This window comes from Methanocalculus natronophilus (genome assembly GCF_038751955.1).
Taxonomy (GTDB): domain Archaea; phylum Halobacteriota; class Methanomicrobia; order Methanomicrobiales; family Methanocorpusculaceae; genus Methanocalculus; species Methanocalculus natronophilus.
On the sequence record NZ_JBCEXH010000002.1, the window covers coordinates 187,092 to 200,171 of the forward strand.

Annotated in this window: 11 protein-coding genes; 5 read left to right on the plus strand and 6 right to left on the minus strand. The window is 53.9% G+C overall.

Annotated elements, in window-relative coordinates; all coding sequences use genetic code 11:
- Positions 1–23: 23 nt before the first annotated feature.
- A complete protein-coding gene (locus tag ABCO64_RS03120; protein WP_253456039.1) occupies positions 24–3,590 on the minus strand; it encodes a PAS domain S-box protein in 3,567 nt (1,188 codons plus the stop codon).
- 282 nt (positions 3,591–3,872) lie between these two features.
- On the opposite strand from ABCO64_RS03120, the gene thsA reads away from it, so the two are divergent.
- Together thsA and ABCO64_RS03130 are read left to right on the plus strand one after the other, a co-directional pair.
- The gene (gene thsA, locus ABCO64_RS03125; protein WP_253456042.1) at positions 3,873–5,531 is read left to right on the plus strand and encodes a thermosome subunit alpha; all 1,659 of its coding nucleotides are present in this window, start codon (positions 3,873–3,875) and stop codon (positions 5,529–5,531) included.
- A 69-nt stretch (positions 5,532–5,600) separates the two neighbouring features.
- Positions 5,601–6,158, plus strand: coding sequence for a redoxin domain-containing protein (locus tag ABCO64_RS03130; RefSeq protein ID WP_253456045.1), 558 nt, complete (start codon positions 5,601–5,603; stop codon positions 6,156–6,158).
- A 75-nt stretch (positions 6,159–6,233) separates the two neighbouring features.
- Here the strand turns inward: ABCO64_RS03130 and ABCO64_RS03135 are convergent, their stop codons facing one another.
- Positions 6,234–6,851 (minus strand): type IV pilin domain-containing protein, encoded by a 618-nt coding sequence (locus ABCO64_RS03135; protein ID WP_253456048.1) that lies wholly within the window; start codon positions 6,849–6,851, stop codon positions 6,234–6,236.
- 233 nt (positions 6,852–7,084) lie between these two features.
- Between ABCO64_RS03135 and ABCO64_RS03140 the strand changes: the two genes are divergently transcribed.
- A complete protein-coding gene (locus ABCO64_RS03140) occupies positions 7,085–8,335 on the plus strand; it encodes a coiled-coil domain-containing protein (protein ID WP_253456051.1) in 1,251 nt (416 codons plus the stop codon).
- A gap of 53 nt (positions 8,336–8,388) precedes the next feature.
- On the opposite strand, the gene ABCO64_RS03145 is transcribed toward ABCO64_RS03140, so the two are convergent.
- A complete protein-coding gene (locus ABCO64_RS03145) occupies positions 8,389–8,835 on the minus strand; it encodes a hypothetical protein (RefSeq protein ID WP_253456054.1) in 447 nt (148 codons plus the stop codon).
- A gap of 163 nt (positions 8,836–8,998) precedes the next feature.
- Here ABCO64_RS03145 and ABCO64_RS03150 point away from each other — a divergent pair, with 163 nt between their 5' ends.
- Together ABCO64_RS03150 and ABCO64_RS03155 are read left to right on the plus strand one after the other, a co-directional pair.
- On the plus strand, positions 8,999–9,397 hold the full coding sequence (locus tag ABCO64_RS03150; protein WP_253456057.1) for an ElaB/YgaM/YqjD family protein: 399 nt from the start codon (positions 8,999–9,001) through the stop codon (positions 9,395–9,397).
- Positions 9,398–9,404: 7 nt separating this feature from the next.
- Entirely contained in the window at positions 9,405–9,671 is a 267-nt protein-coding gene (locus tag ABCO64_RS03155) for a hypothetical protein (RefSeq protein WP_343089203.1), read from the plus strand.
- Position 9,672: 1 nt separating this feature from the next.
- Here ABCO64_RS03155 and ABCO64_RS03160 read toward each other — a convergent pair whose 3' ends face one another.
- From ABCO64_RS03160 to ABCO64_RS03170, 3 genes are read right to left on the minus strand one after another with little or no spacing between them, the layout of a single operon-like run.
- The gene (locus tag ABCO64_RS03160) at positions 9,673–11,337 is read right to left on the minus strand and encodes a sensor histidine kinase (RefSeq protein ID WP_253456063.1); all 1,665 of its coding nucleotides are present in this window, start codon (positions 11,335–11,337) and stop codon (positions 9,673–9,675) included.
- A complete protein-coding gene (locus tag ABCO64_RS03165) occupies positions 11,334–12,374 on the minus strand; it encodes a uroporphyrinogen decarboxylase family protein (protein WP_253456066.1) in 1,041 nt (346 codons plus the stop codon). The genes ABCO64_RS03160 and ABCO64_RS03165 overlap by 4 nt, the downstream gene beginning before the upstream one ends.
- On the minus strand, positions 12,371–13,012 hold the full coding sequence (locus ABCO64_RS03170; RefSeq protein WP_253456069.1) for a cobalamin B12-binding domain-containing protein: 642 nt from the start codon (positions 13,010–13,012) through the stop codon (positions 12,371–12,373). The genes ABCO64_RS03165 and ABCO64_RS03170 overlap by 4 nt, the downstream gene beginning before the upstream one ends.
- Between the last annotated feature and the right edge of the window lie 68 nt (positions 13,013–13,080).

Genomic DNA, 13,080 nt, shown 5'->3' on the forward strand with positions numbered 1-13,080 from the left:
CATCCCCACAGGTGTGGGGAACTCTACCCCCGGCGCCACCCGCCCTCCGGGACCCGGATCACAAACCGTGCACCATCGCCCGGCACACCGTCTTCGGTGATGGTGATGCCTGTGATCCCAAGGATCTCGCGGATAAAGAAGAGCCCAAGCCCGGTGTTCTTCCCATACCCACGCAGAAAGATCTGCTCCTTCTCTTCAGCCGGAATACCAGGGCCATCATCTTCCCAGAGAACCAGCAGGTCACCATTATCCCTCCTGCACCAGACCCGGACGCGTGTTGCCCCCGCTGCGTACCGTTCGGTATTCTCCATCAGGTTTGCAAAGACCTTTGGCAGCAGGGGATCTGCAAAGATTGAGATGGCATCAGTCTCATCAACCACCGGGATTCTGGCAGTTCCATGCTCGCCAATCACCCCGGAGAGACGCTGCCAGTCCGGTGCAGCCACCCCGAGATCCTGGTACTCGCGGGTAAACTCGATCTGACGGCGGATACGCTCTGTTGCCTCTTCCATCTTTGCCAGGTAGAGGGACAGTGTTTCAGTATCCTTCAAAGTATCCCCGGCAAGCGTCAGGTACCCGTTTAAGACCGTGAGCTGGTTTGCGATATCGTGCCGGGTGATCCCGGTCATCAGGTTCAGCTTCCGGTTGGCATCTGCAATGGCGGCTGCATTCCACGCCAGTTTCTCCTCATTCTTTTTTGCAGCGGTAATATCGCGGGCAATCCCTTCAATCGCAACGAGATTTCCGTCTGCATCATATACCGGCACATTCTTCTGCTCAACCCAGATCACCTCGCCGTCCCGCCTGACAAGACGGGTGACAATAAGCTCACCGAGTCTGTTCAAAAGCTCATTGCGTGAGAAATTGTCCTCAGGGTGGATGATTGCCTGGAGAAGTCCGGGGTCGGCATAAAACTCCTCAGGACCATACCCGGTGATCACCTGGATCATGGGGTTGACATACGTAAAGCAGGGTGCTGGCAGGAGATCAATTCTGTAGATGATATCCCCGGCATTCTCTGAAAGCCGCCGGAACCGCTCCTCGCTCTCCTGCAGTGCATGTTCAGTCTTTTTCCGCTCAATAATCCCGGAGAGCATATTCCCAAGCGTCATCAGTGCATTGAGATCATCATCAGTATATGCCCCCTCTTTATTTGCAACCGCAAGCAGCGCCCGTATACGCGCTCCATCAGAGATCGGAACTGAGAGAAACCGTGAAATCGGGACATGCCCTTTGGGATACCCGTGGCTTGCGGGGTGGCCACTGCTATAGTCATTGACGAGGACAGGCTTTCCTGTCCTGACCGCCTCACCCAGAAGTCCGGATTCATGAACAGAAAATTCTACAGGCGATGCTGCAATCCGGCAGTCAGCAAGCACCTCCTCTGACCATGCATGGATAGAGAGCAGGGATGCATCAGGGCTCAGCAACGCCACAAATGAATACTCCGATTCAGTCATTCTCCGTGCACCATCAAGAGCATACGCCGTAAGCTCCCTGATGGTTGCATCGCTCTTCTGGTAGAGGCCGAGAAGCACCTCGGTCCGGCCAAGGTGAAGCCGGATCTCGTCCTCCGCATTCCTGCGATCTGTAATATCTGCCAGGAGACCGGCCACCCCGACCACCTCCCCATCCCTGATCAGTGGCTGCGCCGCTGTCCTCATCCAGGCAACCCGCCCGTCCACGCCGATGAGCCGGTACTCAGTCGTCTCCCCGGAACCGGAGAGCACCTTCCCAAACTGAGGCATTCTCTCGCTGACGTCATCAGGGTGGACAAAATCAGTAAATTGTCTGCCAAGGAGCGCTTCAGGCGGATATCCTCCAAGCGCCTCGACATTCGGTGAGATATAGGTGATCCGCCCATCAGTATCCAGTGTGTAGACGATCTCGGAGAGATTCTCGATCAGGCTTCGGTACATCTCTTCGCTCTCGCGGAGAGCTTCTTCAACCTGTTTCAGATCTGTGATATCAATAAGGATGCCATGAACACGGGTTACCGCCCCATCCTCAATTTCCGGCCGTGCAGTTGTCCTCATCCACCGTGTCCCGGCATCCATTCCGGTAGCAGGGAATTCAGCCACGATCTCCTCGCCGGCAAGCACCCTCTGGAATTGTTCATGCTGCCTCTCCCGGTCATCCAAAGCAACAAAATCAAAGATGGATCTCCCAATCAGCTCAGTGCCTCTCAGGCCGGTACGGTTTTTGACATTCGGTGAGACATAGGTGATCCGTCCCTCAGTATCCAGTGTGTAGACGATCTCGGTCAGGTTCTCGACCAGGTTCTGGTACTTCTCCCTGTTTTCACGGAGTTTTGCCCGTTCTTCATGAATAACGGTGATATCCCGGATCGTCTCTATCGCACCGGCACATTTCCCGTGTCCATCAAGGAGAGGCACTGCCCGTGCCCAGAGGACCGTTCTTCCTCCGCGTGGAAGTGCCGTCTCGGTCTCAGCCTCAATGACACCCTTCTCCTGGCGGATGATCGAGTAGGTGCTTGTATCCCCGTCCTCTCCACGGGCAATATCGATCAGAACCGGTCTCCTCTTCCCATAGAAGGGGATCGCATAGGCATAATCGCCTTTCCCGATCATCTCGTCTGCAGACACACCGGTCATCTCCTCGATCGCCTGGTTCCATGCAGTCACCACCCCGCCTGCATCGACGACAAACGTCGGATCCGGCAGGGTATCGATGATCCGGGTAAGCCATTCCCGGGTATCTGCTGCTTCCCTCTCCGCCGTCTTCCGATCACCCATATCCCTGATAAAAGCCAGGATATAGAACTCTCCATTCATCTCGGCCCTGGTCAGGAAAACCTCGACATCAAAGAGCGTATCGTCAAGAGGCCGCCTGGCAACCCAGGGAAAGAGCTGATCTTCCCCCGCAAGCACCGAGTTCCATAAAACCTGAATTTCATCGGTATCATAAGAGGAGCCTGAGTAATCTTCGATGGTAAACCGAAGCGCCTCCTCCCGGGTGATCCGGTACATTGTCAGCATCGTCTCGTTCACGTCAAGGACACGCCCGGTTTGATCGTGGATAAAGATAGCGTCATACGAATGATCGATGAAGGTACGGAAGAGATCACGGGACTGGCGGAGATCGTTCTGTGTGGCGATCAGATCGTCAAGCTGTACTCTCAGCTCTTCTTCTGCTGCTGCAAGCTCCTCGTTCTTTCTCAGGAGTTCCTCTTCTGCACGCCGCCGTGCAATGGCATGCTCCACCTTCTTGGCGAGTTCGGCAAACTGGGATCCCGGATCTCCCCCTTTCTGCAGGTAGAAATCCGCACCACTGTTTAAGGCCTCGATCACCACATCCTCCCGGCCCTTCCCGGTGAAGATGATGAAGGGGATCTTCGATCCCCTGCTCCGGATCTCTTTTAAAAGGGAGATGCCATCCAGCACCGGCATCTGAAAGTCTGATATGACTGCATCGTATTCCCCGGAGAGAATGCGTTTCAGCCCTTTTTCCGGATCAACCTCGGTATCTACCGAGAAATGCCCGGATCGCTCAAGAAAGATCTTTCCAAGATCGAGGAGGGCCTGCTCATCGTCGATATAGATGAGGGGAGAGGGGGGTGAGCCAGTCATTGTCGGTACAAAGTAATTCTGCTCTCATGGAGTATCTAGCTTGTGGAAAAAGCAACATCTGCTGATCAACAAAAACCGAACCCGGTATGCGCCATCAGAGAACCAGGGTACGATATGAAAGGCATGCATATCCAAGGGGCGCTTACAAAACCGCAATAGCCAGGTGATCCGGGGCTTTATCGTGTTTTGCCAGGTGTGAAGGTTTTTCCCTGGTTGTTGTGGTTCTATCAATAAAATTTATGTAGACTCGTAAACCACGCAAAACCAGAACTGGTGAGTATCATGCAGTATGGACAAGGGCAGCCTGGTTTCCAGGCAGATGGCAGTATCTATCGTGAAGGAACAGAACAAACCAAAGGAAACGATGCTTTGGGCCGGAATATCAGTGCAGCAAAAGCAGTTGCAGCCGCCATCAGGACAACGCTTGGTCCGCATGGGATGGATAAGATGCTGGTCGACTCAATAGGAGACGTCGTCATAACAAATGACGGCATCACGATCCTCCAGGAGATGGAGATCGAACACCCGGCAGCCAGGATGATGGTTGAGATCGCAAAAGTCCAGGACAGCGAGGCGGGTGACGGCACAACGACTGCTGTTGTCATGGGCGGTGAACTGCTCAAAATGGCCGAGGACTTAATCGAGAAAGATGTCCATCCGACAGTTATTGCTGAAGGCTACCGGATGGCCCAGGAGAAGGCAGAAGAGCTCCTTCCGGGGATCTCGTTTGAGGTTCGCCCGGATGACACCCATCTTCTGACGGCGATTGCAAAGACGGCAATGACCGGCAAGGGTGCTGAAACGGTGAGGGATGAACTCTCCGAAATCATTGTCGAGGCGGTCAGAACACAGGAGAAGCAAAATGGAACCTGTGATCCAGCGGATATCAAAATTGAGAAGCGGATCGGAGGATCTGCAGAAGACTCCACGCTTATTGATGGATATCTCCTTGATAAGGAGCGCCTGAACCCCTCGATGCCCGAATCCGTATCTGATGCAAAGATCCTCCTGCTGAATGCTGCTCTTGAGTTGAGGCAGACCGAGACTGATGCCGGGATAGAGATCACAGATCCCAGCCAGATGCAGGAATTCCTCAGGAAAGAAGAGGAGATGGAGAGAATACAGGTCGATCGTATCATCGCAACCGGAGCAGACGTGGTCTTCTGTCAGAAAGGAATTGATGAATTTTCAGAGAAGCAACTCGCAAAAGCAGGCATCTTTGCCCTTCGCCGGGTAAAAAAATCTGATATTGAGCGTCTCAGGGAAGCAACCGGTGCAACGATCGTCTCATCCCCGGAAGCGCTCTCAGCAGACGATCTCGGGTTTGCCGGGTTGGTTCAGGAGCAGAAGATCGCCGGTCAGTCGATGGTTATCGTCTCAAAATGCAAAAACCCCGGTGCGGTCTCAATTCTTGTCAGCGGAGGATCAGATCATGTCGTTGATGAACTGATCCGGGCTGTTGATGACGGCGTGCGTGTCGTCTGTTCGGCTCTTCTTGAGAAGACGGCCGTTCCTGGCGGAGGTGCGGCTGAAATTGAACTCTCCCACCAGCTCCGTGAGTTTGGGCTCACAGTCGGCGGACGGAGTCAGCTTGCCATTGAGGCATTTGCAGATGCGCTGCTCACCATTCCCCGGACACTGGCTGAGAATGCAGGTCTGGATCCAATTGATATGGTCATGGATCTCCGGACAGCCCATCAACAGGGAGGCAGCATGCACGGCCTTGATCTGGAGACTGGAACACCCATGAATATGCAGGAGGCAGGCGTGTGTGAGCCGCTTCGTGTCAAGAGCCAGGCGATCTCCTCAGCAGCCGAGGCGGCTGGTATGATTCTCAGGGTAGACGAGATTATTGCCGCATCCAAAAACCAGATGCCGGGCGACGATGAGATGGCGCAGCTGGCACAGATGGGACAGATGGGCGGCATGCCGATGATGTAGCCCCAAAACCGCATCTGATAAACAAAAATCTCTCTTTTTTCCCAAACAATCATCTCTTCTCCTTCTCTCTTGTACCGTCTGCGTATCCGGAACTACCAGGCATCCTGGCGCTATGCTTATTACCCGGAAGAGCAGGAGAAGAATCATATGGACTTTGCCGCACAGCCACCAATGGTTCGTCCAGGCGTTTCTGCCCGTTCGTTCCAGCTCAAAGATCAGCATGACGCGACATGGAGTCTCCTTGAGCATCATCAGAAACGGGTGCTCCTCTCGTTCCATCCGCTTGCCTGGACAGACAAGTGTGCTGCCCAGATGCTCTCACTTGAAGAGAACAGGAGAGCATTTGAGGACCTGAATACGGTCGCAGTCGGTATCAGTGTCGATTCAGTACCGTGCAAACGGGCATGGGCACAGAGCCTCGGCATCACACATACCCCGCTCCTCTGCGACTTTTTCCCGCAGGGTTTTGCCGCCCGGCTCTATGGCCTCTTCCGCGAATCAAACGGGTTCTGCGAACGTGCAAACGTTATTGTGGAGCAGGACCAGACCGTCTCCTTCAGCAAGGTCTATCCAATCCACAGCGTCCCGGACATCCAGGAGATTCTGAAGCATCTGAAGAGCCTGTGACACACAATTTCAGCAGGAAAGAGGGGGGCATCCACTATTTGGATTGCTTCATCTCCATGCTCCATAAACCGGAGATTATGATTCGGGATCAACATACATCTTTGAGAAGAGAACGACACTGACTCCGTCCGGCCAGGTGCCGGTGACGACGATCCGGTTCTGGCGGCGTGGGTCTTCAAGCATATCGATCCCGGGAAAGATCGGGATTGTATAGCCGGGAGCAAACGGCCCCGGCAGCACCCCATCCTGGGGAAAGGCAATTGCATAGAGGCTTTCACCATTTTCCTGGAGATCCACAACCACCACGGGATTGCCTTTGTCATATTCATCCCGGACTGCATCGACGATCTCCTGGATAACATTGTCCGGATCTGTCACAGTTACAGTCTCCCTCTCAGGATACCTGGCTTTGAGATCGGGATCATCTGCATCCGCAAAGACATAAGCCCCGGCTCTCCCGTCGCCCGTCAGTGTAACCGACGAAAGGCTCCGGAGATCCCCCCCGCCCCGGAAATACAGGTAGGAATCATCCGTGAACTCAACAGTCACCGCGGCAATTTTTGGCGATTCAAGCACTCCGGTGGTCGAGAACGCAACGTGAGAGACAATGACTGCAACGAGTATGGCAACTGCAACAAGCACTATTGTACCGACAACAGGCGATACCGCATCATTCTCTCTGTTCCCGTTCATTGAGCAATCCCCCCGGCAAACACCAGTTCTGTCAGGTATTGCTTGCTTCAATCTCAAATAAGGGTATGCATTCTCCGGGTACTGCTGGTCTGCACATGTGCATACCGTCTTCATTCCAGGTACAGCCCCCTGAATTGGATACCAGCCTGGGAGTCGGAAGAGAGCAGGTACCAATTGAAGAGTACCCTGCAATGGGAAACGCTTTCATCCCATAACACCTGATCCATTATACCATGTTCTCCAAACTGCGTGCCCTCTTCCGCGGTCCAGAGGAACCAAAAGAACCCGAGGCTATAGCATTTGAGGATCTGAAAGCCTGGCTTGATGATCGTGAGGAAGCAATCCAATCCGGACTCTCTCTTGCCTTCACTGCACCAGAAGCCGATATCGGGAATGCGCTCGATCAGCTTGAGGTTCTTATTGAAGACCTGGAGAAAGATCCGGTTCATATGGATGATGGAATTCTTCTTCATCCCAAGGTAAAATCCGTCCTGAAGACTGCAAAGCCACAGACGATCCGATCGCTCAACCAGGCCCTTGAAAAGCGGCCTTCAGGTGATCCGGAGGCGTTCTATACAGCCTCTGCAGAGCTTCTGAAGAGCGTGATCACAACCGCAAAAGGACCGGGGAAGTACCTTCACCTCGTCTACAAAGAGGAGATGCCCCGGCTTCGCCAGATCATCAAGGATATCGGCCATGCAGTAAACGATATGGCAAAGGCCCTTGATGAAGCAAAAAAAGAGAGGGAGACGATCAGATCGATCAGGGAACTCCATGACACCCTCAACCGGCTGACTGATTCAGTCTCTGCGGCAGAAGAGCGTATCCGCACCAGTGAAACACGGGCTGCAACCCTTCTGGAAGAGATACTGTCTGCAGAGGAGGAGCTTGGAACCCTCCCGACAGATCATCTGAAAGAGACGATCGCACGTGCCGAAAAAGAGGTGGAATCTGCTCTTCAGGGATATGCACAGGTCAGGGCTCCTGTGGCTGCTGTCGGTCGCCGCGCTGAGAAGCTGCTGAAACGGCACAAGGCCCCGACAGAGCCTCTCAAGCCGCTTCATGATCTCGCTGAAAGCCCGATCCCCCGGCCGGATCTGGCAGAAGAGATTGAACCGGCACTTGAGAGTATACAATCCCTTATCCGGTCAGGAGAGCTTCAGTTAAAGAACCGCGAAGAGCAGCAGCTCTTTGGTGACGGAAACCTTGCTGCTGCACTGGAGAAGGCAACCTCAGTATACACAAGTGCAGAAGCCGGGCTTCAGCAGGCAAAAGCCGTGGCCGAAGCCGATCCAACCTACCAGAGAGAGAGGGAGTTACAAGACCATCTTGCGAACCAGAAGAAAGAGCATGATCGTGCAGTCGCAGATGGTGCAGCCGCACTGGAAGAGAAGAAACGGCGCCTGGAAGAGTCAGCCCGGCGTGGAGAGGAGCTCCAGGCACTCCTTCGTGACTATGCAGGTATTGCATGTCACCTGAGGTAATAGCTGATTGCGTCCATCATCTCCTGGGGCCGTCCTGTTCCGAGGAGAACCTTCTACCCCGTTCCTTTGGTACACCTGACAGCCTGGTTGCCGCTGACAATATAGGCAATCCCCTCACCCAGGCAGAACCGTATCCCCCATCCCCCGCAGTCGCGGATCGGCCGGATCGTTATGAGATCTGCTGATCTCAGGTCGTTCCAGCCCATTATACGCTTTCTTCTGACAATCGGCGGCATACGGTAGGTGATACCTGCTTCACTCACACTTGTTTCAAGGCGGAGCACCACGAAGAAGAGGGGGAGCAGCACCCCGAATGCAAGAATAAGGACAGCCTGGATCAGACCGACAGACGGCCCGGCAAAGAGGGCTGTATACCAGGTTACAGCAGCAACTCCGGCAATGAAGGCTATGATCAGGGGGTGCCGGAAGTACTGGGTTTCGTGGTAACCGGGGCTTTGGGCGCTGGAACTGCTATACTCCACACGACCAGTAAGACACATGCAGGATAGTAAGCCTGCTCATGAAGAGAGCGGGCACGAACTGTCCCGACACGTCTTCCCGGATCAGGTAAGACCACAAATCACAATCCCCAGACGCAGTGAACTATAAATACATCAGGACGCAACTGACATCTGTTTAAGACGAAAGAGAAGGGATGCTACCATGACAACTGAGAAAGAGACTGAGGCAGGAGTACCTGATATCAAAGAGCTGAAAGCCGATGCGGCAGCGGCATTTGAAGAGGCTGCAAAGAAGCTGAAGAACACCCGGTCAAAGCTTGATGGCGAGGAACTTGAAGCCCTCGTGCTTGATCTTGAAGACAAACTCAGGAGCCTTGCACCAGAGGCAATCCCGACCCGGTCGGAGCTTGAGCAGACTGCGAGAAAAGTCGTGCAGGATGCAGAGCAGACCATACAAACCGTCGCCGAAAAAGAGGCCAAAGTCATGAAGGAGCGGGTTCAGACGGTCGAGAGTTTCGTCTCCGATCACCCGGTCGCATCCATTGCAATTGCTGCTGGAACCGGGTTTCTCGTCGGCCTGATCGCAGCAAAGCTCAGGTAATCCGGATATGAGAGAGAACGGCAGGAAGAGAGAGAAGAAGACAGGCATAACGTTGGATCCGATCTCCTGCATCAGGAGGCACCCGGTTCCTGCTCTCTTCGCTACATTCCTCTTCGGAGTTGGGATCGGCGCTCTTATAGCAGAAACAATCTGCCATATCAGAGAAGAGAGGGCAGAAGAGGAGAGAAAAAAAGGTGGCGGAGGAGTATCCCTGCTGCTGACACTTCTCACCCCGTACCTGCTCAGGCGCATCCTCCGAATACTCACCGGGTGAGTCAGCTGTCAGGAGAACTCCCTACCCTCCTCCAGGCACCCGGAGGCACCCTGATATGGAATGCAGCTCCCGCTCCGGCGGTTCCATTTTCTGTAATGGTGATTTTGGTTATTGAAAGAATCTCGGATACAAGATAGAGACCAAAGCCATGGCTTCTCCCAAATGCCGGTTTGAAGATTGATTTCTTCTTTGCATCCACAACACCGGGACCATTATCAGAAACAATGATCACGCAGTCATCGCCATCCACCTCAGCAAAAAACCGGAGATAGGTTGCAGACGCAGCATGGAAGACAGCATTCTGGCAGAGATTATGAACCACCTTGCCAAGCATCGGATCAGCATAAATCTCCAGTCCTTCAAGCTCGTTCTGAAGAGAAAGAGTCGAACCCTTCAGGATATTCGGGGCTATTGAATCGACATATGCACCAATATCCTGCCAGTTCGGGCGCTGTGCACCCATATCCTGGTAGTCACGGGTGAACTCAACCTTCCTCTGGATCGCAGTTATCTGCTCTTCCATCTTTTGGAAATAACTCTTTACCTCTTCAGGTACCGGGATATCCGAGGCGAGGTAGAGATATCCGGCTGCCACCATGACATCGTTGAGTATATCGTGGCGTGTGATCGCAGTCAGGATGTTCAGCTTCTTATTCGCAAGAGAAAGAGCTTCCTGAGCCTCCTTTCTTGCAGCAATCTCTTTATCCTTCTCTACATTCGCATCCAGAAGCCGCTGGTAAACACGGGCATTCCTGATCGCAAGCCCAAGAACCGGGAGGAGGACTTCAGCAGTATTCCTGTACCTGTCAAGGAATTCGGGATGTGCGAAGTGATCGAGCCTGTACCAGAGAAGCACCTCATGACCATACGCAACCGGTAAAATAAGCCCGGAAGTCCCTTCTTCAAATGGAGTCTCCATATGATCAAGGGTATCTGGTGAGAAGAGAAGCCTGAAGAGACTGTCAATTTGCCTGACCACCTCCTTTTCCGTGGCTGCCGCCGCAATCTCCTTCAGGAGATCAAATGCCATTGTATAATCTGCAACCTGCTCTTCGCAGTTCCTCAGCTGCTCTATCCCCTTTTTCCTGAGTGCATCCGTCTCAAGGGATCCAAGGGTTTCCCTGAGGCGGGCCTGGAAAAGGTCAGCGTCAACAGGCAATGTTTCAAGTGGTACAGAGAGGTGGGCCGCGAGCTCGCTGGCACCGGCATCAGCATTCCCATCATCACGGGTCCTGAGATGAATGAGCCGCCTGATCCCGGTATCAGGACGCGTCGCCTCCTCCTGCTGCGGGGATATCTGGAAGGGAATTGATGAACAATGCCTCCCTGCATAGCCGGAGGAGATCATGTAGGCTCCCGGTACGGAGAGAGAGCGGAGCTCACTCCGTGTCAGGAAGACGTCTGGAGAGCGGAGATGGGCAGAATAGCCGATCTCAGGAACCGGGGATGAGCAGCCGCAGCTGAGGAGACAGACCGAATCAACAACTGCCGACAGCGCCTCATATGCCTCTTTAAATGCCATCTTCCACTCAGGAAGCGGCATACTGCAATGGGGATCAAAGAAGACGGTCCTGACATTCGCGTACCCTGAATTCCGAAGGGCAAGCTGTACCTCTTCCTCAAGATTGCTGCATGCAAGGATGCCAACCAGGTCTCTCTTCTTCATGCGATCGGGTATCTCCCATAGGTTCTGGCAGCATCTGCGATCGCCCTGAGTACAGAATCACCGACCTGCCAGGGGATCTCGCCATGATTATCTGAGAGGATAAAACCACCTCCAGGCGCCGCCTGTGATACTGCCTCGCTGACCATGGCTTCTGCCTCCTGGTGCGACCATCTCCTCATTGAAATACCATCCAGATTTCCGATGAGTGCCATATCCCCGCCAAACGTCTTTTTCAGGAGACTGAGGTCCTCAAGTGCCGAGACACCGAGGGCAACCGCCCCGGAGGCTTTTAGTTCGTCTGCAATTGCAAGGCAGCGGCCTGAGGCAAGGTGGTATGCCACCCCGCTCCTGATTGTCGGAATGATCTCGCGGGCGATAATGCAACCGGTTCGCCTGGCAACTCCGGGAGGGATGATCGTCGGGGATGTGATTGGATCAAAGTAAACAACAGCGGTTGCCCCGGCTTCTACCTGGAGATTCGCCCACGTGGTACAGAACTCACCATTCACCTCCATCAGATCCCAAAAGAGCGGATCATCCGCAAGGAGGAGATCAAGATAGCGTGAGAAGCCAAGCTGCATCACAGGAAGAGAGAATGGAGAGATTGCAACACCAGCAACCGGAACAGAGTCACCATACCGGTCTGCCAGGACCCGTGTCGCCTTCAGCACCCGTTGTAGCGGGGGGCAGTCTGCCGGATCCGGCACCTCAAGAGAAGAGATCGCTTCAGGATCCCGGATAATCGGAGCTCCGGCATTCGGAGGACCGTTCTCATAGAACCTGACACTCCCCCCGAATGCCTCCACTTCAGCCGCCCCATAACAGAAACCGGTGAGGCAGTCGTTGCCGTACTTCTTCATCAGGAGCTCCTGGCCCCTAACCACATGGTCAACATTCCCAAAATATTCCCGGATCGATATGCCAAGCTCACGAGCACCGTGCATCGTAAGATTCAGGAAGAGCGGAACCCGATCCGGCTCTTTGTGGGAGAGGGCAGCAAGCGTCCGTTCAAGTGATGTCATCTCTTCGCTGCTCATTCTTCCCCTCCTCCCACAAGATCCACAGCTTCTGCCGCATCATGGGCAAAGGCATCTGCCCCAACCTCCTGCCAGAGCTGCTCATCAAAGAGGAAAGGCGCTCCTCCGACGATCAACCTGACCGGTATTCCCTCCTCATGGAGTGCATCTGCCAGGTGCCGCACCTCGAGAGCCGCCCGGAGCATCAGTGCCGATAGAAAGAGCACTTCGATGTTATCCCGCCTGATCAGTTCGAGAATTTCAGTTGCAGTCAGACCGGCACCATAGTCCTCCACGTGGTACCCGGAGCTTCGCAGTGCGGCAAGCACCGTCTCTTTTCCAAGGGTGTGGAAATCCTCAATTACTGCAATACCAATCCTTGGCTGTCCCTGCCGTATCCCGGATGCCTGAACATGAAGGCTCCTGATGTACTCCTCGCATATCTTCCCGCTCACGTAGATCTGAGAAAGAGCGGCATCACCCTCTGCCCATTGTTCTCCAATAGACCTGAGAGCAGGCTCAATCAGGGTGGATATGCAAGAATACGGATCATCGGGATTGCAGCTTCCCCTCAGGATCTCCCTGGCACGTGCGCGATCAGACCTGAGAAGGGCTGATTCAAGCGCCTCTACCGGAGAACCGTCGCCTCCGTTCTTCATAGCCCTTCTAATTTCGTTATGTTAAGATAAAGGTTTGGAGTCAGACAGTCTCTTCCGGACGAATCCCT